The sequence below is a fragment of the Mesorhizobium sp. B2-1-8 genome (genome assembly GCF_006442545.2).
Lineage (GTDB): Bacteria > Pseudomonadota > Alphaproteobacteria > Rhizobiales > Rhizobiaceae > Mesorhizobium.
Window position 1 is genome coordinate 5,431,774 of sequence record NZ_CP083952.1, and the last position, 20,705, is coordinate 5,452,478.

Below are 20,705 nucleotides of genomic sequence, written 5' to 3' on the forward strand. Positions count from 1 at the left end.
TGCCCTGCCGGGCATCTCCCCGACGAGCAGGTAGATTGCCCCGTTGACGCACCGCACAACAAAAAAGCCGCCAGGTTTCCCAGGCGGCTTTGATTTACTCGGTGTCGTCAGCTCAGTTCAGCTTGGCCTTCACATCCTGGAGCGCGGACTTGAACAGGTCGGCTCCGGCCTTGGCGTCAACCTTGGCGCCGAGCAATGCGCGTGCCGCCTCGACAGCGATGTCGACGGCGCTGGCGCGCACTTCGCCGATCGCTTCGCGCTCGGCCTGGCCGATCTTCTGTTCGGCAAGCGCGGTGCGCCTGGCAACGTAGTCCTCGGTCTTCTTGTGGGCATCGGCGGCCAGCAGTTCGGCCTCGCGCTTGGCGGCCGCGACAATGTCGGCAGCCTCCTGCTCGGCTTCCTTGCGCTTCTTCTTGTACTGGCCGAGCAGTTGCTGGGCTTCTTCCCGCAGCTTGCGTGCCTCGTCGAGCTCACTGCTGATCCTGGCGGCGCGGGCGTCGAGCGCCTTGGCGATCATGCCGGGCACCTTGATGTAGACGGCGATGGCCAGGAAGATGATCAGGGCAATCGTGGCCCAGAGCGTTGCGAGAGATGTAGCGTCCATGATGCGCTCCTCACCGGGCCACGGATTTGACCGCGGCCGCGATCTCGGCCTTGCTGGCCTTGCCGCCAACGAGTGCCTCGACGATCGCCGAAGCGGTGTCCTCGGCGATGCCGCCGACTTCCTTCATGGCATTGGCCTTGATGGAAGCAATGCGTGCCTCGGCCTCGCCAAGCTTGGCGTCGAGCGCGGCCTCGATCTTCTTACGCGCGGTCTCGGCTTCCGCCTTGGCCGCATCGCTGGCCTGCTGGCCGATCGAGTTCGCGTTCTTCTTGGCTTCCGCCAGTTCCTGCTCGTAAGCAGCAACTGCAGCATCGGCCTCGCCCTTCAATTTGGCTGCCTGGTCGAGATCCTGGCTGATGCGGTCGTTGCGAACATCGATGATGCCGCCGACGCGCGGCATCACCACCCTCTTCAGGAAGAGGTAGAACAGCCCGAAAGTGACCGCCAGCCACAGAAGCTGCGACGGAAACGTCGCCGGATCGAATGGCGGGAACGTGCCGTGCGCCTCGGCAGGCACGCCGGTGCCGGAGTGCGTGTCGCCTTCCGTCGCGGCGGGCGCGGTCTCTTGCGCAAAGGCAGATGTCACAAACATCTCATTCCCCTGTCCATAAGGTAAGGTCGCACTATGCGCCCCCCTTCGTCAGCCCGTGGTTCTTACTTGAACACCAGGAGAAGCGCGATCAGGAGCGAGAAGATGCCCAGGGCTTCGGTCACGGCGAAACCGAAGATCAGGCGGCCGAACTGACCATCGGCAGCCGACGGATTGCGCAGCGCGCCCGAGAGATAGCTGCCGAAGATGTTGCCGAGGCCAATGCCCGCGCCACCCATGCCCAGGCAAGCGATGCCGGCGCCGATTGCAGCTGCTGCATTTACTTCCATGTCAAACTCCTTGTGGTTCCGTTGTCGTTGCAGTTTGTAGTTGGCGTCACGCGCCGGTGAAATTTAGTGACTGGTGAAATTTAGTGACTGGGGTGCAGGGCGTCGTTCAGGTACATGCAGGTCAGCACCGCAAAGACGTAGGCCTGCAAGGCCGCCACCAGCAATTCGAGCGCCGTCAACGCCACCGCCATGGCCAGCGGCAGGATCGAACCCGCAATGCCAAGTGCGCCCAGCGCGCTGAGGCTCACGACAAACCCTGAAAACACCTTCAGCGTGATGTGGCCGGCGAGCATGTTCGCGAACAGACGAACCGAGAGGCTGACCGGGCGCGACACGAAGGAAATCACCTCGATCGGAACGACGAGCACCATCATCAAGAGGGGCACGCCTTTCGGCACGAAAAGCTTCAGGAAGCCAAGGCCGTGCTTCATGAAACCATAGACGATCACGGTGCCAATCACCATGATGGCCAAACCGAAGGTGACGATGATGTGGCTGGTGATGGTGAAGAAATAGGGGAACAGGCCGAGCAGATTGCCGACCAGCACGAACATGAACAGCGAGAATACGAAGGGGAAGAATTTCATGCCCTGCGTGCCGGCGGCATCGCGCAGCATATTGCCGACGAACTCGTAAGCCATCTCGGAAACCGACTGCAGCCGGCCGGGCACCAGGCTGCGGCTCGACGTCGTCAGAAGCAGGAATGCAGCGGCAACGACCACGGTCGCGACCATGAACAGGGCGGAATTGGTGAAAGACAGATCAAAGCCGCCGATCTCGATCGGAACCAGCTTGATGATATGGAACTGGTGGATCGGATCGACCTTGTCAGCTGCCACGTTCAAACCCCGTCAATGCCGCGTACGGCTAAATTACCATTGCCGCATGAGCGGCTATTTCCAAATGCCGCCTGAAGGCGGTCATTTGCTGTCGTCCCGGTCACGGCGCGGCTTCGCACCTTGTCCGAATTCCGCCACAACGCCAGCCGAACGCATGACATTGAGCACGCCGGCGCCAAAACCAAGCAGCAGGAAAACGATCAGACCCCACGGCGATGTCCCCGCCATACGGTCGATGATCCAGCCGATGCCGGCGCCCACCACCACCCCGGCGATAAACTCGCTGGATAGTTTGATCGCCTGACCGTATCCGGTCACTGGTTTCGCGTCGTCTTTCCCCTCGAGCCGGTTCGGCAGCCTTGTCGCAAGCGATGCTCCAAGTTCACGCCGACGGCGCTCAAGATCGTCGTCGCGGATTTCGGGGTCATGCTCTTTGCCGCGGCCGGTTTCTCCGGTTCCGTCTGGCCCTTTTTTTTCGGCCATCGCAACCCCCCTGCCCGGGCAGACCGTCACCGTCCGTCCGCTTCTAAAGTCGCCGGCAACATAGTTAGAGGGTTTGCGCCCGTCAAGCCACGGGCGGAACTTCCGTACCGGGTATTTTAGATAGCAGAATCAATGGATTAGAAAGGTGCGACATCGTGCCCTTTGCGATCGGGGTGGTGCGCCGCGCGAATCCCCCAGGCAATGGCTCTCCGATCGACGGTGCAACCGACCAAAGAGAGCGGTGAGCAGCAGGCCACTCAGCTCCAGCCGCCGCCATAGGTCCGGTAGAAGATATGCAGGCCGATCTTGGTCATTTTCTGCATCGTGCGCGCCCAGCCCGGATGGACATAGTTGGCATAATAGTGGGTGGACGATCCTACTTCCGGAATGAAGATCTTGCCGGCGGTGACGGCCATGCCGACATCCTGCGCGGTCTTGTAGGCGTCAGGATTGTCGATGCGCTTCTTTCTGCCGTCGCAAGCGAACGAAAACTGACAGCGGTTGAACCAGCTGTCGTTCTGGTAGACGACGCCGCAGATCGAATTGGGATAGGCGGGATTGCGGACCCGGTTGAGGATCACCTGGGCAACGGCGGCCTGACCGCGCACGGCTTCGCCGCGTGCCTCGAAATAGATGCCGTTGGCCAGGCATTTCTGCTCCGGCTTGGAGAAGACGCTGGCCGGAAGCGGATTCTGGATCCAGGCGTGATCGCCCTTGGCCATCGGCGGAATGAAGCGGCCGCTGTTGGGCTGCTCGTCCTGGAGCAGAGCTTCAAAGGGGGAGGCCTTGGCATAGTCCGGCGCGGATTGCGCATAGGCGGTCGCAAGCACATCGGGATGGTCGTTGTTGACCAGGGCGGCAAGCATGGCCGGTACGCCGGGATCCGGCTTCTTGTCCTCACGCGCGTGGAATGCGGCGGCGATCTGGATTTCCTTGCCTTTGATCTGAGGCTTGGCGAAGGCCATTTTCAGGTCGCTGTCCATGCTCGGCCGCATCAGCGAGGAGGTCCGCTGGAAGATCGACCCGGCATTGAAGTTCTTCGGCGGTGCCACCGGAGAGACCTGGACGATGCGGCCCTTCTTGTCGGCGCGCACGACGCGATCCTCGTCGGGCGACCCGCTGACCTTGCCGCCCTTGCCACGGAACGAGACGGAGCCGATACCGGGAAGGCGAACGCCGGAACCCGAGATCGAGCCGGTGACGTCGGAATCGACGAACGGCATCTCGGCCGCGTGGACCGAACCGGCGACCGATTTCTCGACATAGGAGTTCCAGCGCGTCGGCGCTTCGAGGCCGGAAACGAGGCTTGTCATGTCCTGGTAGGCGGCGACGGTCGGGAAGCCGATCCAGATGCCGAGACCGATGATGAACGGAGACACAAGGCTGCGTTTCTCACCGGCGGCGGCGATCAGCCGCTTCAACACACGTCGATGCACGGAACTCTCTCCAGGAACGCAACTGACCCCACTGGAGAGCAAAATGATGCATTAACCTTGATGGGACGTTAACGGGATCGGTCGGGTTTTCCCATTCGGTTGGAGGTCGAGGCTCGAAGTCGGGCGGTTTTGCGGCGGAAGCGCTCAGGTCCGCCTCAGGAAGATCGGCCAGGCGGCCAGGGCGCAGGCGGCGGCCGACAGCCAGACGCCGGGCCATGACCAGAGGTGCAGTAGCCCCGGAATGGCCACCGGAACCAGGAAGAAGCCGACGAAGACAAAGCTGTTGGTAAGGCTGAGTGCCGTTCCGACATGGCCGGCACCGGCCAGCGTGGCAAGCTCGGTATAGGCAACGCCATGCCAGGCGGAGACCGAGATGCCGGCGACGACAAGCACCAAGGGCAGGACAGCGATCAGAAAGGATTGGCTGCCTGGCATTGCGGGAACGGCCAGAACCAGCACCCAGAGCATCACGAAGGCCAACGCGCTCAGCGCACTGCACAAGCGCAGGAACTGACGGCGGTTGCCGTGGCGGTCGGTAAAGCGGCCGCTCCACACGCGCATGCCCATGGCGCCGACCTGTACGGCGGCAAGGCTCGCGCTGATCGCCGTCGTGCCAAGTCCGGTGAAGTCGTGCAGGAACACCGGCGCGAAAGTGAGGACCGCCACCTGCGGAAAGCAAAGCAGGCCGATCGCGGTCGAGATGCGCCAGACCTCGACGTTGCGCAACGGCGCCGGTCCATCAGACAAGACAGCGTGACCTTCACCCGCTGTCGGCGGTTCGTGCAGCCAACGCCAGGCAAACAGTGCCGAGAGAGCGGATGCCGCCGCCAGAAGCCCGAACACCGCGGCAAAACCAAAAGCCAGGGCAAGCGAAGGCAGGACAAGCGCGCCGAGGCCGCCGCCGAGCGGCACCGCCGTCTGCCTGATGCTCATGGCAAAGCCGCGCTCACTCTCCCGGAACCAGGCCATGATGGCGCGGCCGCTCGAGCCGTTGACACTGCCGCCGAGCAGTCCCGTGACGAGCAGGCTTGCCGCCAGCAGCATGACATCGGGAATGCCTGAGCTTGTCGGCACGACGAGCATCGCCATCGCAAGCAGCCACGCCGCCGTCGCGCCAAGGCCGATCAGAAGCACGCGGCGATCCCCCCAGCGGTCGGTAAGCAGACCCCATGGCAGTTCGCTGAGCGCAACGCCCAGCCCGAGCAGGCCAAGCGCCAGGCCGAGTTCGGCATTGCTCAAATGATAGCCCTGGCGAAGCACGACCGCCGTTGCCGGTATGCCGGAGAAAGTGGCCGAAAAGCCGGCGTTCGCGGCAACCCCTATGCCCAGGACCTTCCAGCGATGGTTGGGCCCGAAGGTCCGGCCGGCAGCGGTGGCGGCAGCGCCTCGCCCAGATGGCTGGCAATCGTTGCGAATGACGGTGGCAGACATGGTTCCATTCCCGTGACGCCGGTCGAGCGGCCTTGACGGGAGGGATGTAGCGCCATAGCTTCATCCATAAAATCAGGAAGTTTTTGATCAATAATCCTGAAAATAAGGACGATACCATGCGACGCGTCACATTCGATCTCGACGTGCTGAGGACTTTCGTCACCGGCATGGAGCTCGGAAGTTTCGCCAGGGCAGCCGAACGGCTTGGCCGCTCGACCTCCGCCGTCAGCGCACAGCTGAAGAAACTGGAGGAGCAGGCCGGCACGCCGATCTTCCGCAAGGCGGGGCGCGGCCTGTCACTGACCGAAGCCGGCGAGACGATGCTCGGCTATGCGCGGCGCCTGATCGAGCTCAATGACGAGGCAGCCTTGGCCATCCGCGACGTCGAACTGGAGGGCTGGGTGCGGCTCGGCCTGCAGGAGGATTTCGGCGAGGCCGTGTTGCCGGAAGTGCTTGGGCGCTTCGCCCGCGCCCATCCCAAGGTTCGGATCGAAGCACGGATCGGGCGCAGCCACGAATTGGCCGAGCGTGTTCTTTCCGGCAACCTCGACATCGCGCTCGCCTGGCATGATGGCACGACGCTGCCATACAGCCGGCATGTCGCCGACGTGCAGGCGCGCTGGATCGGCCCGGCGAAACCGATGGAGGCAGGCCCCCAGACTGACGAGGCGCTGCAACTGGTGGTGTTCGAGGCGCCTTGCCTGCTGCGCACCGTGGCGACCGAGACGCTGGATCGTGCCGGGCGCCCATGGCGCATGGCGTTCTCCAGCCCCAGTCTTGGCGGCATATGGGCGGCGGTGGCGGCAGGCCTCGGGCTGACGATCCGCACCGATATCGGCCTGCCCGCAAATGTCAGGGCGCTCGCGCCCGGAGTGCTCGGACTGCCGCCGCTGCCCAAGATGGCGCTGCACCTGCATCAGAAGGATGCCGAGCTCGATCCGGTCGCGGCGCGGCTGGCCGACATCCTGGTGCAATCGGCGTTCGAGGCGTTGCCCGAGGGCGCCGAGATGAAAGAGAACCTGCTGCTGAAAGTCGCTTAAGCGTTCAGCCTCAGCGCTTCTTCGCCCGGCCGGCGAAGGGGTTGTCGGACGTCCTCAACGCGATGCGGATCGGCACGCCCGGCATGTCGAAGGCTTCGCGCAGGCTGTTCGAGAGATAACGGACATAGCTTTGCGGCATCGCATCCGGCCGCGAACACTGGACCACGAAGCCCGGCGGCCGCGTCTTGGCCTGGGTGACATATTTGACCTTCAACCGGCGCCCGGCGACAGCGGGCGGCGGATGATGCGTCAGGATGGCTTCGAGCCAGCGGTTGAGCTTGCCGGTCGAAACACGGCTGTTCCAGACCTTGTGCGTCTTCAGCACCGCATCCATCAGCTTGTCGAGGCCGCGTCCGGTCTCGGCCGAGACCGGCACGGCCTGAATGCCGCGCGCCTGCGGCAAGAGCCGCTCGGTCTTCTCACGCAATTCGGCCAACAGCTCCTGCGGGTTGTCGATGAGGTCCCATTTGTTGAAGGCGATCACCGGCGCCCGGCCCTCGCGGATGATCAGGTCGGCGATCTGCAGATCCTGCTTCTCGAAGGGAATGGTGGCATCGAGCACGATGATGACGATCTCGGCGAAGCGGATGGCGCGCAAGCCATCCTGCACCGACATCACTTCCAGCTTCTCGTGGATCCTGGCCTTGCGGCGCATGCCGGCCGTGTCGAACAGTTTTATGCGGCGGCCGCGCCAGTCCCAGTCGACGGAGATGGAATCGCGGGTGATGCCCGCCTCCGGTCCGGTCAGCAGCCGTTCCTCGCCGATCAGTGCGTTGATCAGCGTCGATTTGCCGGCGTTCGGCCGGCCGACGACGGCGATGCGCATCGGCTTGGTGTCGTCATAGGCCGGCTCGGCATCCGGATCGGCGATGTCCTCGCCGATCAGCACTTCGCTGGCGGCGGCTTCTTCGTCGTCGCCGTCTTCATCCTCGCCGAAAGCCCGAGCCTCGCCCAGGGCTTCGATGACTGCGTCGCGAAGGTCGGGCATGCCTTGGCCGTGCTCGGCCGAAACCGGGATCGGCTCGCCAAGCCCGAGCTCCCAGGCTTCCAGCATGCCGCCCTGCGCGCCCTTTGCCTCGGCCTTGTTGGCGACCAGCACGACAGGCCTGCCGGATTTGCGCACGATCTCGGCAAAGGTCCTGTCATCCGGCAGCAGGCCGGATTTGGCGTCGACCGTGAAGAAGATCAGATCCGCCTCGCGGATGGCGATTTCGGTCTGCGCGCGCATGCGACCCGGCAGGGTCGAGGCGCCGGCATCCTCGAAGCCCGCGGTGTCGATGACATCGAAATGCAGATCGTAAAGCTTGGCGGCATGGACACGGCGGTCACGGGTGACGCCCGGCGTGTCGTCGACAAGCGCCAGCTTCCTTCCGACAAGCCGATTGAAAAGCGTCGATTTGCCGACGTTAGGCCTGCCGATGATGGCGACTTTGAAGGTCACGACGCACTGCCCGACCCGCGGATCAGTTCGGACATCAAGGTCGCCCGCTCGCGCGCGTTGCGCGGGGCGCCGTCATCGGAGGCGATCTGGTCGAACAGTTTCAGCGCGTCCTGGGTCTTGCCTTCCTTCCAGGCGGCAAGCCCGAGCGCCTCGCGCGCGCTGTGGCGCAGCGCGTTGGTGTCCGATGTCAGCGCCTCGACCCGGCTCGACACATCGGCGAAGGAGCCGTGATCGACGAGCAGGAGCGCCGCCCTCAGCCGCGCCATGTCACGCAGGCCCTGGGGGATGGCGGTGTCGGAGGCGACATCGTCGAAATCCTTGACGGCGGCATCGACGTCGCCCTTGTTGGCCTTGACGGTCGCGGCGCGCATGCGGGCGAGCAGCGGATAGGCGCCGTAGCCATCCTTTTCCAGCTGATCGAGCGCGGCCAGCGCGTCATCGCTCTTGCCATCATTGGCAAGCTTCAGCGCCTGCGAGAAAGCATCGCCGGAGCGGTTGGCGCGCGTCTCGTCCCAATAGCGATAGCCGACGAAGGCGGCGGTGCCGAGCACCACCAGGACGGCAATCACGAGCAAGGCCGGGCCAAAACGGTCCCACAGCTTCTGCGCCTGCTCGCGACGCATCTCGTCATTGACTTCACGGATAAAACTGTCGTCGGACATCAATCAAAACCATTCCTGCCCCGGGCCGGGGCGGTTCATGAGCCCGCGTTTTAGCGAAATTTTGTCGGCATGGAAGGGGTTCGAGCGGAAAATCGGCTATTGCCGGGGCAAACCCACGAAAACCCGATCGCACCGGCGCCACATTTGCGCGATAGCCGGCTTGCCGGTCACCCGGAGCCGTAGATTGCCGATGCCTTGTTTGTCCCGCGTTGTTGCGTTCTCGCTTGCCTCGCTCGCCACCGCCGGCGCGGCCCTGGCCGATCCGCCCGCGCCACCAGCACCGGCAAGGCCGAAGCAGGTCGTCATCATCTCCTTCGACAGCGCGCGCGACATCTCGCAGTGGAAGCGCAGCCGGGCGCTGGCCCAGCGCACCGGCGCGCATTTCACGTATTTCCTGTCATGCGTCTTCCTGCTGTCGCCCGAGACACGCGGCCAATACACCGCGCCGGGCAAGAGCGCGGGCAAATCCAACATCGGCTTTGCCGCCTCCAGGCAGGAAGTGGCCGAGCGGCTGGAACAGATCGGCCTCGCCGCCCATGAGGGCCACGACATCGCCAGCCACGCCTGCGGCCATTTCGATGGCAAGGACTGGACCAAGGCCGACTGGCTGAAAGAGTTCGCCTCATTCGAGCACATTCTCGAGGACGCCTATGCGATCAACGGCATTGCGCCCGAACCCGAGGGCTGGCGTGATTTCGCGCGGCATACGGTGGTGGGTTTCCGGGCGCCGTATCTGTCGACAGGCAAGGCGCTCTACGAGGCGCTGCCGACAGCCGGTTATCAGTTCGATGCCAGCGGCGTTTCAAAAGGCCCTGCCCTGCCGCCGACCATCGGCGGCATCACCCGTTTTTCCCTGCCGCAGATCCCGGAGGGACCGACATCGCGCCCGGTGATCGCCATGGATTACAATCTCTATGTCAGGCATTCCGCCGGTTTCGAGCGGCCGAGCAAGGCCGGCGAGTTCGCCGACCGCACCTATCAGGCGTTTCGCACTGCGTTCGAAGCACAATATCAGGGCAAGCGCATTCCGCTGGAACTCGGCTTCCATTTCACGCTGATGAATGACGGCGCCTACTGGAATGCGCTGGAACGCTTTGCCGGCGAGGTCTGCGTCAAATCAGATGTCGAATGCATCAGTTTTCGCGACTATATTTCGCGGCAGGATGGCGTCCAGAAGCAGGCAGCGGTTGGCGGCTGAACCGCCAACCCGTTCGAAGAAACCCAAGCTCAGGCCGGGTCCTCGGCCCCCTCCCTTGCCAGATAGCGCTGGTCGATATCGGGCAGCGGTTCGCCCTGCAGCGTCGCCTCGAAGGCGCGCAGCCGCTTGTGGACCGATTGCAATTCGACGATGGTCGACCAAGACGTCAGCAGGAATTGCAGCGATCCCGTCACTCTGCCAAAAGCATTCGGTATCTGGTTCAGGACGCCAAGCGTTATCCGGTGCGCCACGATCGATGGCCCCATGACAAAGAATGAGAAGATATTGTCGGCTTGCAAATAAGTGTAACGAACCACATTGAAATAGATGTAATGAAAATATAGCCTAAAGTAATTTCGGCGAACATTGTTGAAAAGTTCTGTCGTCGTAATCGGTTGAGCACGGTCGGCATGATCCTCACCATAGACCAGCTCCTTGCGATAAGCTGCCTCGACGCGCTGGTTGCGGAACTGGAGGCCGGGCAGTTTCAGACCGGCGATCATGACTGAAATGGTTCCGAACACGCACCAGGCGATGGCGGCAACCACAAGGGGATGAGGAATAGCGCCGACTATTGGCAATTCGCTGATGTGAGCCTCAAGCCTGATCAACACCGGGAGGAACGCGATCAACGTCATGATCGACTGCACGAAGCTGGTGCCGAGATCCTCCATGATTTGGGCAAAACGCATCGTGTCTTCCTGAACGCGCTGAGAGGCGCCCTCGATGTGGCGCAGTCTGGTCCAGTTCGTCATGAAGTGGTCGTTCATCGCCATCCGCCAGCGGAAGATCCAGTGGCTGACGATAAAGGCATTGACCACGCTGACATTCATACCGACCAGCGCCAACCAGGCGAATGTGCCCAGCCGGGCGTAAAACTCGGCATTGGTCGATTCGATCGATTTGGAAATCAGTCCCTGAATGTAGTCGAAGAACGGGCCGTACCAATCGTTGACAGCAACGCTGATTTGCACATTGAAATAAATTAAGAACAGGATCAAGGCGGCTACAAGGATAGACCAATTCTGCCACGGGTGCGGCGCGTAGATGCGCCAGAAGCCGTAGAAGACGGCCACTCCAAATGCAAAGTAAACGTAGAACCACAGGAATGGCTTCGACACGAGCGCGGCGATGCCGATGATCGGAGGTGCGCCGGCGGCGGCAGGCGGCAGACCGAAGACAGCGCCTAGCTGCTCGCCACCGAAAAACCAGAACAGAATCGCCGCAAGGCTCCAGATGGCGGCCGAAGAGAAGAAGAGCTTCGGCTGCGGGAAGAAGGATACGAACACTGTGGCGAATTCCTCGATCTATGCGCAAATCAGGTGGGTTCGGCGGGCATAAGGTCACACATTAGAGGGAAAGAAAATGCCTGCCCGATCTCAGGCGCAGAGCAAGACCACAATCATGGCGATTTTGGCGCGGCCGACCATGTGACGGCGCCGGAGACGACCAGGACGGCCGCGGCGACGATCGAGGCGAGGAAGAAATCGCCCGACGCCTGGGCCAGAAGCCCGGCCGCGATCGGGCCGGTGATCTGGCCAAGACCGAAGGAGGCGGTCATCAGGGCAAAGACGCGCCGGGGCGACCCCGGCGCCTGCTGCCGCGCCGCCTGGAGGCCCAGTGCCGTGATGGCAATGAAGGTGCCGCCGAGCAGCACGCCCCCAAGCAGCGGCCCCGTGCGGCCGCCGGCGGCGACGCTCGCGGTAACGCCGACAACTTCGACGAAGCATCCCAAGGCATAGGCGGCATAGAGCCCGATCCGCCCCGCTAACTTTTGCCACAGCCAGACCGAAGGCAAACCCGCAAGGCCGGCAACCATCCACACTACGGCCTCGAAGACACGGCTGCCGCCGCCCTGGCGGACGATGGCGACGAGGAAGGTCGCCGTCACAACGTAGCCGAAACCGAACAGGCCATAGGCGACGATCACCTTGATCAGCGACCGGTCTTTCGGCAGCCCCGGTTCATGGAGGGCTTCGCCATTGGTGAGCGGACCTTGGTTCGCCAGCAACGCCACGGCGACGAAGCCGCAAGCCGAAATCGCGCCCGACCACAGCCAGCCCTGCGCCCACCCGGCGTGTTCGGTGACCAGCACGGCCATCATCGCCGCCGATATCGCGATGCCGAGGCCAACCCCGCCGAAATGCCAGGCCTGCAGGTCGCCGCGCCCGGCCGCAGCGATATGGCTGAAAACGATGCTGGCCATGAACACCATGACGAAAGCGCTGGCCAGGCCGGCCAGAAAACGGATGGCGAGAAAGGCGGCCATGGCGTCGGTCAGCCCCATCAAGGCGGCCAGAACGGCGCTGGCACCGAGGGCGGCCAGCATCAGCAACCGCTCGCGTCCATGCGCCCAGTTGCCCGCCGCCACCAACGCGCCGACGAGGTAGCCGAGATAGTTGGCCGAGGCGATCCAGCCGGCATCGGCCGGCGACAGATGCAGTTCCTCCATCATGCCGGGCAGGATCGGCGTGTAGACGAAGCGGCCGATGCCCATGGCGACGGCCATGGCGATCATGCCGGCGAAGGCGTAACGCAGCGCTGTCGATGCGGCCGATGTCATTGCAGTGCACAATAAATGTGCGGGCGGGTGAAACAATCCGCCTTGTGTTGGGCCAGTGCCGGATCGCGCGCTCAGCAGCGCCCGCCGCAACCGGCATTCAGTGAAACGATCTCATGCACGGTCCGGCGCGCCGTCAAGCGGAACGGCACATCGCCGAGCTCGCGCTCCGACATCGCATCCAGCGCGGGATGGGCAAGCGGATCGGTCAGCCAGCTCAGCGTATCGATGCGCGCGTCATCCGACGAAGTGCTGGCGAACAGGACCTTCAGCGACGACAACATGCTCAGCATTTCCGGCTCCATGGGGCCTGTCTCCATCGATAAAGTTCGCCGTTTCGATATCTCTTTCAATTGAGATTTCGACCGGATCGGTTTAGAAAATCTCAAATGGCCATGCTCAACCGCGTTCATCTCAACGGCCTTCGCGCCGTGGAAACCGTCGCCCGTCTCGGCTCGCTCGCGGCGGCCGCCAGCGAACTCAACGTTTCCGTCAGCGCCGTCAGCCAGCAGGTCAGCCGTACCGAAAAGCAACTCGGCCAGGCCCTGTTCGAGCGTACGACAAGCGGTCTCGTCCTGACCGAATTCGGCGCCATCTTCGCGGCCCGCCTTGGCGCTGGATTTCGCGAGCTTGCCCAAGCCGTGGCACTGGCCGACGAGGCCACCCAATGCACATTGGTCGTTTCGGCAGCTCCTGCCTTTGCCTCCAAATGGCTGCTGCCACGGCTGTCGCGGCACTTCGACCGGCATCCCAACGTGCTGTTGCGTATCGATGCTTCGGTGCGACTGGCCAATCTCGATCACTCGGACATCGACATTGCCATCCGGCTTGGCGACGGCAAATGGCCGGGTGGAAAGGCGGAGCTGCTTCTGGCGCAGGAAGTCTTCCCGGTCTGCGCACCTGGCATTGCAAGAAAACTGAAGTCGATCGGCGACCTTGCGCAGACCTGCGCCATCACCGACGAGCGGGCGATGATCAGCTGGGAGAGCTGGTTCGCGGCCGCCGGCGTTCAAGCCGTCACCTTCCAGAAAGGCGCGCGCTTCACCGATCCGATGCTATGCCTGGAATCGGCGATCGCGGGCCATGGCGTGATGCTGGGCTGGCAATTGCTGACGGCCGATGCGCTGGCCGATGGGCGGCTGGTGGCGCCGTTCGGAATCCGCGCCCAGAGCGGACTCGGCTACTGGCTGGTGACCTCCACCACCAAGGCCGAGAGCCGCAAGGTCCGGGACTTCAAAATCTGGATCAAGGAGGAGATCGTGGCGACGATGGCGCAGTTCGGATCGTCGGTCGCGGAGCGCGGCGGCGCGATCGCGGTGGAAAGCACAGCGGCACCGGTCTATGTTCAATCAGACATCCCACGACGACAGGCAGGATCATGACCACACATTCGCGCGGCGTTTCCGCAACGATCGACCCGGTGAAGCTCGACAGGCTGGCGGAGGTCGCCGTCAAGGTCGGGCTGCAATTGCAGCCCGGACAGGACCTGGTACTGACCTCCTCGATCGCGGCCCTGCCGCTGACTAGGCGCATCGTCGAGCATGCCTACAAGGCCGGCGCCGGACTGGTCACGCCGATCTTCAACGATGACGAGATGACGCTGGCGCGCTACCGTTTTGGCGCCGATGCCGGCTTCGACCGCGCCGCCGGCTGGCTCTATGAAGGCATGGCGAAGGCCTTTTCCAACAATGCGGCGAGGCTCGCCGTGCGCGGCGAGGATCCTTCGCTGCTGTCGGCACAGGATCCGGCCAAGGTGGCGCGTGCCAACAAGGCCAATTCGATGGCCTACCAGCCGGCGCTGGAGAAGATCACCGGCTTCGACATCAACTGGAACATCGTCGCCTATCCGGACCTGGCCTGGGCCAAGCAGGTTTTTCCCGATGACGCCGACGATGTCGCGGTGGCCAAGCTCGCCGATGCCATCTTTGCCGCTTCGCGGGTGGATGTGGAGGACCCGATCGCCAACTGGAAGGCGCACAATGCGGCATTGCGCGGCCGCACCGAATGGCTGAACGAGCATAATTTCCATTCGCTTTATTTCACCGGCCCGGGCACCGACCTGATGGTCGGGCTGGCGGATGGCCATGAGTGGATGGGCGGCGCCTCGACCGCCAAGAACGGCATCACCTGCAACCCCAACATCCCGACCGAGGAAGTTTTCACCACGCCGCATGCGAGGCGCGTCGAGGGGCATGTCTCCTCGACCAAGCCGCTGTCCTACCAGGGCACGCTGATCGACGACATCTCGGTGCGCTTCGAGGAAGGCAGGATCGTCGACGCCAAGGCATCGAAAGGTGAGGACGTGCTGAAGAAAGTGCTCGACACCGACGAAGGCGCGCGTCGCCTCGGCGAAGTGGCTCTGGTACCACACTCCTCGCCGATCTCGGCCAGCGGCCTGTTGTTCTTCAACACGCTGTTCGATGAAAACGCCGCCTGCCACATCGCACTCGGCCAGTGCTATTCGAAGTGCTTCGTCGACGGCGCCTCGCTCAGCCAGGACGAAATCGCGGCGCGCGGCGGCAACAAGAGTTTTATCCATATCGACTGGATGATCGGGTCGGACAAGATCGACATTGACGGCGTCGCCAAGGATGGCAGCCGCGTGCCAGTGATGCGCAAGGGCGAGTGGGCCTGAGAGGCCAGTTGAGGTGTGATGGCCTTCGATATCGCAGTCAAGCGCGTCTATGAAGCACCCGGCAACGACGATGGCCAGCGGGTGCTGGTGGATCGGATATGGCCGCGTGGCGTCGCCAAGAAGGATGCGGCGCTAACGCTGTGGCTGAAGGAGATCGCGCCGAGCGACGAACTGCGCAAATGGTTCGGGCATGAGCCGGCGCGTTGGGCGGAGTTTCAGAAGCGGTACCGTGGCGAGCTGGACGGGAATGAAAAGGCGGTGGCGCAACTTCGCGCCCTGCTCGGCGACGGCAAGGTGACGCTGCTCTATGGCGCCCACGACGAAGCGCATAACAACGCAGTGGCGCTGGCGGGGTATTTGCGAGCCAACGCGTAACATCGAGACGCCGGCGAAGGATCGCGGCGCGGGTGAGAGTCGGGTCTACTTCCCGCCCACCGCCCCCTCATAAACATCCGGCTTGAACCCGACCAGGATGCTGTCTCCTATCTCCAGCACCGGACGCTTGATCATCGTCGGCCTAGCCAGCATCAGCGCTTTCGCCTTCTTCTCGTCGAGACCTTGCTTGTCCGTCTCCGGCAGTTCGCGAAACGTCGTGCTGCCCTTGTTGAGCAGCTTTTCCCAGCCGACCTTGCCGACCCAGCCATCCAGCCTGTCTGCCTCGATCCCTTCGGCGCGATAGTCGTGGAAACGATAGGGAACGTCATGGCTCTCCAGCCAGACGCGCGCCTTCTTGATCGTGTCGCAGGTGGTGATGCCGTACATGGTGGTCGTCAAAGCGTGGTCCTCTGGCTGAAAGTCGAATCCGCCCACAGCCTAAAACCGCCCTTCCAGCATTGCCAGCAAATCGTAGGCGCGAAGTGGGCCGGAAGCCGATCGTTCCGGCCCGGTAGCTCAATAATAGAAGCGCTCCTCGGCGATCTTGCCGCCCTTGACCGTGTACAGGCCAACCTCGTCCATGGTGACACGCTGGCCGGTGGCCTTGGGTGTTATGTCAAAGGTGAAGCGCACCGCGAACTGGTCGCCGTTGACGTAGGGACCCTCGACCGAGCCGCCATGAACTTCGTTGTTGTCTTGCCACCACTGGCCCTTCTGCTTGACGGCCGCCTTGCCACGGCAGACGGCCATCGGCCCCTCCATGGCTTCGTAGCTGACGATATCGTCGGCATTGTACTTCTGAGCAGCGCCTTCGTTGTCACCCTGTTTGAGAAGCTCGGTGAAATCCTTGGCAATTTCCGCGTTGGTCATTTGTGTTCCTCCTGTTCGACGCATTGGAAATAGGAAACAGCCTGCTGGCCGACCACTGCCGGACCGCTCGATAGCTGACATGGCGCTGTCAGGATGGATGCCTGCTATCCTCATCGGCAGAGCGACTTCAGTTGCAGACACAAGCCAATTCCGCAATTCTAGGCTCATGTGTAACCTCTACAATATCACCACGACGCAAGAGGCGATCCGCCAATGGACGCGCGCACTGCGCGACGTCATTGGCAACCTTGAACCTTCCGTCGACATCTATCCCAATCAACCCGGCCCAGTCGTTCGTAACTCATCAGACGGAAAGCGTGAGCTGGCAAAACTGCTTTGGGGTTTGCCAACGCCTCCGGAGCGTATGAAAGGAAAGGCCGACTACGGCACCACAAACGTTCGCAATCTGCAATATTCGCACTGGCAACAGTATGTCGGCATCGAACACAGGTGCGTCGTGCCAGTGACCAGCTTTGCCGAACCCAGCCCTAACGCGAACGACAAGGACCCGGAAACAGGGATCCAGCGAAATTACTGGTTTGCCCGTGACGAAAACCGGTCTTTATTCTTCTTCGCTGGTTTCTGGACTCGCTGGCGGGGCGTTCGAAAAGTCAAGGATGGGCCAGGCGACTTTGAACTATACGCTTTTATGACAACCAAGCCGAACGCCCTCATCGCGCCAATCCATGACAAGGCCATGCCTGTGATCCTGACCACACTGGACGAGACGGAGACCTGGCTGACAGCGCCGTGGACGGAAGCCCGGCATTTGCAGCGGACGGCTCCCGACGACGCGTTGGTGATCGTTGAGAAGCCACCCACACAGATTAAGTTCCCGCAGCAGGCGCCAGCCCAAGGGTCTCTTTTCTAGGGCCCAGGATCAGCTTGTCTGCCCCTCCTTCAATCATCGTCTCGCCAGATCACTCGGCGAACCATGCGGATTTCGACAAGGCGCCTGACACGAATTTTCAGACGTTCGGCAGCGCTGGGCAGAACGATGCCTGCGTCAAGCTCGCGCTCTTTACATCGCTCGCATCGCATATGCCGTTCGACGTCCCAAAAGGGAATGTCGCCGACCAGCTTGACGAGGTCGCCGGGCAGGTAGTGCCGCGTGATGTTGCAGTTCCGGCACCGGACACGAATGAGCTGCCCGACTTCGTGCGCGAGGCCCAAGGTCTGCACATTTCGGCGCGGTCGGCTGCTCGGTTCAGGCCTTGAGGAGTCAATTCCTACTTAATTCCAATGTTCTTTTTGTTTCTGTGGCGATGGCCACATAGAACCGGGTTGCTGGAAGGAATCCGCCCCATAGCGGCGTCCAACAACTATCCGGGCAGGACCGGGCAGTTGGCGCCACGGCGAAGGCTGATATGCGCCACGTCGCCGGCGCTGAATTGAAAGCCCTCGGCCTGGCGCGGCGCGTCTATGACAACGGGCATGCCTTGCCCCAGTTCCGCGTGAAGCCGCAACGTGCGGCCATGGAAGACGATGCTGTTGACCCGCGCAGGCGCCGTGCCGGGCGTGGCCTCGGTGGCCGCCAGCAAATCCTCCGGGCGCACACCTATGGTGCGCATCTCGCCCTCGCGGGGCCGCTCGCCGCTGTCGGGGACAGCTTCCAGCGGCAAGGCGCCAGCGGTGAAACGCAGGCGATCGCCATCGCTGCCGACAAAGCGCGATTGCAGGAGGTTCATGGTGCCGATGAAACTTGCCACAAACTTGGTGGCGGGGCGGTCATAAAGCGTCGCCGGCGGTGCGGTCTGCTCGATACGGCCCTTGTTCATGACGACGATGCGGTCGGAGATCGACAGCGCTTCGGTCTGGTCATGCGTGACCATGACGAAGGTGGTGCCGAGCCGCGACTGCAGCCGCTTCAATTCGACCTGCATCTGTTCGCGCAAATGCGCGTCCAGCGCCGACAGCGGCTCGTCGAGCAAGAGCACGCGGGGCTCGCAGACAATGGCACGCGCAAGCGCCACACGCTGGCGCTGGCCGCCCGACAATTCGGAGACGCGGGCGCGAAGCTTGTCGGCAAGGCCGACCATGTCGAGAGCCTCGGCAACGCGTCTTGCCTGTTCACCGCCGGCCAGCTTGCGCAGCGACAGGCCGAAGCCGACATTTTCGGCGACGTTCATATGGGGAAACAGCGCATAGTCCTGGAACACGGTGTTGACCGGCCGGTCGAAGGGCCGCAGCGCGGTGATGTCGCGGTCATCGAGCAACACCTTGCCGCTCGATGGACTTTCGAAGCCGGCGATGACGCGCAAGCTGGTGGTCTTGCCGCAGCCGGACGGGCCCAGAAGGGTCAAGAATTCGCCACCGACGATGTCGAGATCGACGGTATCGAGCCCGACGATGCCGCCCGGAAATAGCTTCGACACCGCCTGCAGCCGCACAAGGGGATCAGGCGCCATCGCGAACCTCGGAGGGCTTGGTCGTGTTGACCCAGATTATCCGGCATTGCTCGCCGCCGGGATTGCGGAACGCATGCAGAAGCGTGCTTTTGAAAGCAAAACTGTCGCCGGTCTTCAGCAAATATTTCGTCGAATCCACCACCAGTTCGACTTCGCCCGCGAGTACACAGCCGAACTCATGGCCGGCATGCGCATAGGCTTCCGCCGTGCCGCCGCCGGCTTCCACCGTCACCAGCATGCCGGTCAGCGTGGCGCCGGGCGGCGATAGCAGCGCCTTGGCGATGCCTTCCGACTTCACGGGGATCGAACGCCGCTTGTCGGCCCGCACGCAATAGAGATCATTGACGGCATCGCCGTCGTCTGCGATCAGCGCGGACGGCTCGATGTCGAGGGCGGCGGCAAGCGGCCAGATCACCTTGACGCGCAGCGATGACATGCCGCGCTCGATCTGGCTGAGCGCGCCGATCGATATGCCGGTTTTTGCCGCCAGTTCTGCCAGTGACAAACGGCGCTCGAGTCGCAACGCCCGCACGCGGCGGCCGACGCGAACGTCGGCATCGTCCTTCGGCTTTGAAGCGGCTTCGTCCAGTACGTCCATCGTCGACCCTCGTTGCTTTTCCCTTCTCCCCTTGTGGGAGAAGGTGGATCGGCGCGCAGCGCCGAGACGGTTGAGGGGTGCGTGACGGAATACCGTCGGTGCCAAGCTCGAACACCCCTCATCCGTCGCCTTCGGCGACACCTTCTCCCACAAGGGGAGAAGGAAGAACCGCGCTTAGCCGCCAGCCTTCACCTTCTCGAACATCTTGGCAACGTCGTCATTCTGCTTCATCGGCCCGGTGAAGATGGTGCTCTTCAGCATCACTTCCGGATCGGACGGCAGTTGCAGTTTTTCCAGTTCGTCCTTCGGCACGCCGGCGAAGGCAGTGCTCAGCGAACTGCCATAGCCGTAGGACTGGATCAGGAATTTGCCGGAGTCGGCATCCAGCCGGCTGTTGATGAAGTCATAGGCGAGATCGACGTTCTTGGCGTCCTTCAGCATGACGAAGCCGCAAGCCCAGGTCAGCATGCCCTCCTTCGGCTTCATGAACTCGACCGGCACGCCCTGCTTCTTGAGCGAGGTGGCCGACGCATTCCAGGTCATGGCGGCGACCAGTTGGCCGCTGGCAAGCGCCTGCTCGACCGAGGTCATGTCGGTCGTGTAGCTCGACAGCAGCGGGCGCTGTTCGCGCAATTTCGCCGCGACCTTGTCCATCTGCTCCGCAGTCATGTCGAAGGGGTTTACGCCGGCCAGGAGTGCGGCGACGATCGGCGTGTCGTGGACAGCATCGATGGTCGCCATACGGCCGGCATATTGCTTGTCCCACAGAAGGTTCCAGCTCGCTTCAGGGTTCTTCACCAGATCGGTGCGGTAGAGGATCGAGGTGTTGCCCCAGTCCCATGGCACCATCCAGACCTTGCCGTCGCCAGCCTGCAGATCGGGCAGGTTCTTGAACACCGGGAAGATCGAATCCCAGTTCTTGATGCGCTTGGTGTCGATCGGCTGCAGGAGGCCTTCTTTGTTCCAGCGGGCAACCTTGTCGTAGCAGGGGTGCGCGATATCAGGCCGGAAGCCGGCCTTGACCTTGGTGAAGGCATCGTCGTCGTCGCCGAAGATCGAGGCCTCGACGCCATCGGGGTGCGCGGCAAGGAAGCTCTTGTTGAAATCGGGCAGCTCATAGCCCGACCAGGTGAAGTACTGCAGCTTCTCGGCGGCGAGCGCCACGGTCGACGACAGTGCGAGTGCAAGTGCTGCGAGGCCGGCCCGGGCCTTGTGTCCCGATATCGATTTCAGGTGGACTATCATT

24 protein-coding genes are annotated in these 20,705 nt (G+C 62.8%); 6 read left to right on the forward strand and 18 right to left on the reverse strand.

The features are described from left to right. Positions 1-112 precede the first annotated feature (112 nt). From FJ970_RS26800 to FJ970_RS26830, 7 genes are all read right to left on the reverse strand, one after another. Complete coding sequence (locus tag FJ970_RS26800; RefSeq protein WP_140759959.1) at positions 113-604, reverse strand: F0F1 ATP synthase subunit B; 492 nt, start codon at positions 602-604, stop codon at positions 113-115. Positions 605-614: 10 nt separating this feature from the next. After that, positions 615-1,196 (reverse strand): F0F1 ATP synthase subunit B, encoded by a 582-nt coding sequence (locus FJ970_RS26805; RefSeq protein ID WP_140759957.1) that lies wholly within the window; start codon positions 1,194-1,196, stop codon positions 615-617. A gap of 62 nt (positions 1,197-1,258) precedes the next feature. After that, positions 1,259-1,483, reverse strand: coding sequence for a F0F1 ATP synthase subunit C (locus FJ970_RS26810; protein WP_010914827.1), 225 nt, complete (start codon positions 1,481-1,483; stop codon positions 1,259-1,261). 80 nt (positions 1,484-1,563) lie between these two features. Further along, on the reverse strand, positions 1,564-2,322 hold the full coding sequence (locus FJ970_RS26815) for a F0F1 ATP synthase subunit A (protein WP_140759956.1): 759 nt from the start codon (positions 2,320-2,322) through the stop codon (positions 1,564-1,566). An 81-nt stretch (positions 2,323-2,403) separates the two neighbouring features. After that, positions 2,404-2,805, reverse strand: coding sequence for an AtpZ/AtpI family protein (locus FJ970_RS26820; protein WP_140759954.1), 402 nt, complete (start codon positions 2,803-2,805; stop codon positions 2,404-2,406). 257 nt (positions 2,806-3,062) lie between these two features. Further along, complete coding sequence (locus tag FJ970_RS26825) at positions 3,063-4,241, reverse strand: cell wall hydrolase (protein WP_140759952.1); 1,179 nt, start codon at positions 4,239-4,241, stop codon at positions 3,063-3,065. 144 nt (positions 4,242-4,385) lie between these two features. Beyond that, complete coding sequence (locus FJ970_RS26830) at positions 4,386-5,672, reverse strand: MFS transporter (protein WP_140759950.1); 1,287 nt, start codon at positions 5,670-5,672, stop codon at positions 4,386-4,388. A gap of 116 nt (positions 5,673-5,788) precedes the next feature. Here FJ970_RS26830 and FJ970_RS26835 point away from each other — a divergent pair, with 116 nt between their 5' ends. After that, the gene (locus FJ970_RS26835; protein WP_140759948.1) at positions 5,789-6,712 is read left to right on the forward strand and encodes a LysR substrate-binding domain-containing protein; all 924 of its coding nucleotides are present in this window, start codon (positions 5,789-5,791) and stop codon (positions 6,710-6,712) included. Positions 6,713-6,722: 10 nt separating this feature from the next. Here FJ970_RS26835 and der read toward each other — a convergent pair whose 3' ends face one another. After that, a complete protein-coding gene (gene der, locus FJ970_RS26840) occupies positions 6,723-8,153 on the reverse strand; it encodes a ribosome biogenesis GTPase Der (RefSeq protein WP_140759946.1) in 1,431 nt (476 codons plus the stop codon). Then, positions 8,150-8,815: a tetratricopeptide repeat protein gene (locus tag FJ970_RS26845; RefSeq protein ID WP_140759944.1), complete on the reverse strand. Its 666-nt coding sequence runs from the start codon at positions 8,813-8,815 to the stop codon at positions 8,150-8,152. Before FJ970_RS26845 ends, der begins: the two co-directional genes overlap by 4 nt. Before the next feature lie 190 nt (positions 8,816-9,005). Here FJ970_RS26845 and FJ970_RS26850 point away from each other — a divergent pair, with 190 nt between their 5' ends. Further along, complete coding sequence (locus FJ970_RS26850; protein ID WP_140760066.1) at positions 9,006-10,013, forward strand: polysaccharide deacetylase family protein; 1,008 nt, start codon at positions 9,006-9,008, stop codon at positions 10,011-10,013. A gap of 29 nt (positions 10,014-10,042) precedes the next feature. On the opposite strand, the gene sbmA is transcribed toward FJ970_RS26850, so the two are convergent. The 3 genes from sbmA to FJ970_RS26865 form a co-directional block, all read right to left on the reverse strand. Continuing rightward, positions 10,043-11,302 (reverse strand): peptide antibiotic transporter SbmA, encoded by a 1,260-nt coding sequence (gene sbmA, locus FJ970_RS26855; RefSeq protein ID WP_140759942.1) that lies wholly within the window; start codon positions 11,300-11,302, stop codon positions 10,043-10,045. A gap of 113 nt (positions 11,303-11,415) precedes the next feature. After that, complete coding sequence (locus FJ970_RS26860; protein WP_140759939.1) at positions 11,416-12,576, reverse strand: YbfB/YjiJ family MFS transporter; 1,161 nt, start codon at positions 12,574-12,576, stop codon at positions 11,416-11,418. Between the two features lie 71 nt (positions 12,577-12,647). Next, positions 12,648-12,866, reverse strand: coding sequence for a hypothetical protein (locus tag FJ970_RS26865; RefSeq protein ID WP_140759937.1), 219 nt, complete (start codon positions 12,864-12,866; stop codon positions 12,648-12,650). Between the two features lie 96 nt (positions 12,867-12,962). Between FJ970_RS26865 and FJ970_RS26870 the strand changes: the two genes are divergently transcribed. From FJ970_RS26870 to FJ970_RS26880, 3 genes are read left to right on the forward strand one after another with little or no spacing between them, the layout of a single operon-like run. Then, positions 12,963-13,955 (forward strand): LysR substrate-binding domain-containing protein, encoded by a 993-nt coding sequence (locus tag FJ970_RS26870; protein WP_140759935.1) that lies wholly within the window; start codon positions 12,963-12,965, stop codon positions 13,953-13,955. Further along, complete coding sequence (locus tag FJ970_RS26875; RefSeq protein ID WP_140759933.1) at positions 13,952-15,208, forward strand: aminopeptidase; 1,257 nt, start codon at positions 13,952-13,954, stop codon at positions 15,206-15,208. Before FJ970_RS26870 ends, FJ970_RS26875 begins: the two co-directional genes overlap by 4 nt. Positions 15,209-15,226: 18 nt before the next feature. Continuing rightward, positions 15,227-15,583, forward strand: coding sequence for a DUF488 domain-containing protein (locus tag FJ970_RS26880; protein ID WP_140759931.1), 357 nt, complete (start codon positions 15,227-15,229; stop codon positions 15,581-15,583). A 45-nt stretch (positions 15,584-15,628) separates the two neighbouring features. Here FJ970_RS26880 and FJ970_RS26885 read toward each other — a convergent pair whose 3' ends face one another. Next, positions 15,629-15,982: an ArsC family reductase gene (locus FJ970_RS26885; RefSeq protein WP_140759929.1), complete on the reverse strand. Its 354-nt coding sequence runs from the start codon at positions 15,980-15,982 to the stop codon at positions 15,629-15,631. 117 nt (positions 15,983-16,099) lie between these two features. After that, positions 16,100-16,453, reverse strand: a complete 354-nt coding sequence (locus FJ970_RS26890; RefSeq protein WP_140759927.1) for a nuclear transport factor 2 family protein — start codon at positions 16,451-16,453, stop codon at positions 16,100-16,102. Between the two features lie 166 nt (positions 16,454-16,619). Between FJ970_RS26890 and FJ970_RS26895 the strand changes: the two genes are divergently transcribed. Continuing rightward, positions 16,620-17,324 (forward strand): SOS response-associated peptidase, encoded by a 705-nt coding sequence (locus FJ970_RS26895; protein WP_140760064.1) that lies wholly within the window; start codon positions 16,620-16,622, stop codon positions 17,322-17,324. Positions 17,325-17,353: 29 nt separating this feature from the next. Here the strand turns inward: FJ970_RS26895 and FJ970_RS26900 are convergent, their stop codons facing one another. The 4 genes from FJ970_RS26900 to FJ970_RS26915 form a co-directional block, all read right to left on the reverse strand. Next, on the reverse strand, positions 17,354-17,635 hold the full coding sequence (locus FJ970_RS26900) for a hypothetical protein (protein WP_227791925.1): 282 nt from the start codon (positions 17,633-17,635) through the stop codon (positions 17,354-17,356). Positions 17,636-17,775: 140 nt separating this feature from the next. Continuing rightward, positions 17,776-18,861 carry an ABC transporter ATP-binding protein gene (locus FJ970_RS26905; protein ID WP_140759922.1) on the reverse strand — a complete coding sequence of 362 codons (1,086 nt, stop codon included), beginning with the start codon at positions 18,859-18,861 and terminating at the stop codon, positions 17,776-17,778. After that, positions 18,851-19,459, reverse strand: a complete 609-nt coding sequence (locus FJ970_RS26910; RefSeq protein ID WP_140759920.1) for a cupin domain-containing protein — start codon at positions 19,457-19,459, stop codon at positions 18,851-18,853. The genes FJ970_RS26905 and FJ970_RS26910 overlap by 11 nt, the downstream gene beginning before the upstream one ends. A 174-nt stretch (positions 19,460-19,633) precedes the next feature. Then, positions 19,634-20,704: an ABC transporter substrate-binding protein gene (locus tag FJ970_RS26915; protein WP_140759918.1), complete on the reverse strand. Its 1,071-nt coding sequence runs from the start codon at positions 20,702-20,704 to the stop codon at positions 19,634-19,636. Between the last annotated feature and the right edge of the window lies 1 nt (position 20,705).

Bases quoted from the DNA above. Each gene is read 5' to 3' on its own strand.
- FJ970_RS26835 (WP_140759948.1), top strand. From the start codon at position 5,789: ATGCGACGCGTCACATTCGATCTCGACGTGCTGAGGACTTTCGTCACC.
- FJ970_RS26915 (WP_140759918.1), bottom strand. From the start codon at position 20,704: ATGATAGTCCACCTGAAATCGATATCGGGACACAAGGCCCGGGCCGGC.
- FJ970_RS26865 (WP_140759937.1), bottom strand. From the start codon at position 12,866: ATGCTGAGCATGTTGTCGTCGCTGAAGGTCCTGTTCGCCAGCACTTCG.
- FJ970_RS26895 (WP_140760064.1), top strand. From the start codon at position 16,620: ATGTGTAACCTCTACAATATCACCACGACGCAAGAGGCGATCCGCCAA.
- FJ970_RS26910 (WP_140759920.1), bottom strand. From the start codon at position 19,459: ATGGACGTACTGGACGAAGCCGCTTCAAAGCCGAAGGACGATGCCGAC.
- FJ970_RS26870 (WP_140759935.1), top strand. From the start codon at position 12,963: ATGGCCATGCTCAACCGCGTTCATCTCAACGGCCTTCGCGCCGTGGAA.
- FJ970_RS26800 (WP_140759959.1), bottom strand. From the start codon at position 604: ATGGACGCTACATCTCTCGCAACGCTCTGGGCCACGATTGCCCTGATC.
- FJ970_RS26905 (WP_140759922.1), bottom strand. From the start codon at position 18,861: ATGGCGCCTGATCCCCTTGTGCGGCTGCAGGCGGTGTCGAAGCTATTT.
- FJ970_RS26830 (WP_140759950.1), bottom strand. From the start codon at position 5,672: ATGTCTGCCACCGTCATTCGCAACGATTGCCAGCCATCTGGGCGAGGC.
- FJ970_RS26810 (WP_010914827.1), bottom strand. From the start codon at position 1,483: ATGGAAGTAAATGCAGCAGCTGCAATCGGCGCCGGCATCGCTTGCCTG.
- FJ970_RS26820 (WP_140759954.1), bottom strand. From the start codon at position 2,805: ATGGCCGAAAAAAAAGGGCCAGACGGAACCGGAGAAACCGGCCGCGGC.
- FJ970_RS26875 (WP_140759933.1), top strand. From the start codon at position 13,952: ATGACCACACATTCGCGCGGCGTTTCCGCAACGATCGACCCGGTGAAG.
- FJ970_RS26880 (WP_140759931.1), top strand. From the start codon at position 15,227: ATGGCCTTCGATATCGCAGTCAAGCGCGTCTATGAAGCACCCGGCAAC.
- FJ970_RS26850 (WP_140760066.1), top strand. From the start codon at position 9,006: ATGCCTTGTTTGTCCCGCGTTGTTGCGTTCTCGCTTGCCTCGCTCGCC.
- FJ970_RS26860 (WP_140759939.1), bottom strand. From the start codon at position 12,576: ATGACATCGGCCGCATCGACAGCGCTGCGTTACGCCTTCGCCGGCATG.
- FJ970_RS26805 (WP_140759957.1), bottom strand. From the start codon at position 1,196: ATGTTTGTGACATCTGCCTTTGCGCAAGAGACCGCGCCCGCCGCGACG.
- FJ970_RS26890 (WP_140759927.1), bottom strand. From the start codon at position 16,453: ATGACCAACGCGGAAATTGCCAAGGATTTCACCGAGCTTCTCAAACAG.
- FJ970_RS26845 (WP_140759944.1), bottom strand. From the start codon at position 8,815: ATGTCCGACGACAGTTTTATCCGTGAAGTCAATGACGAGATGCGTCGC.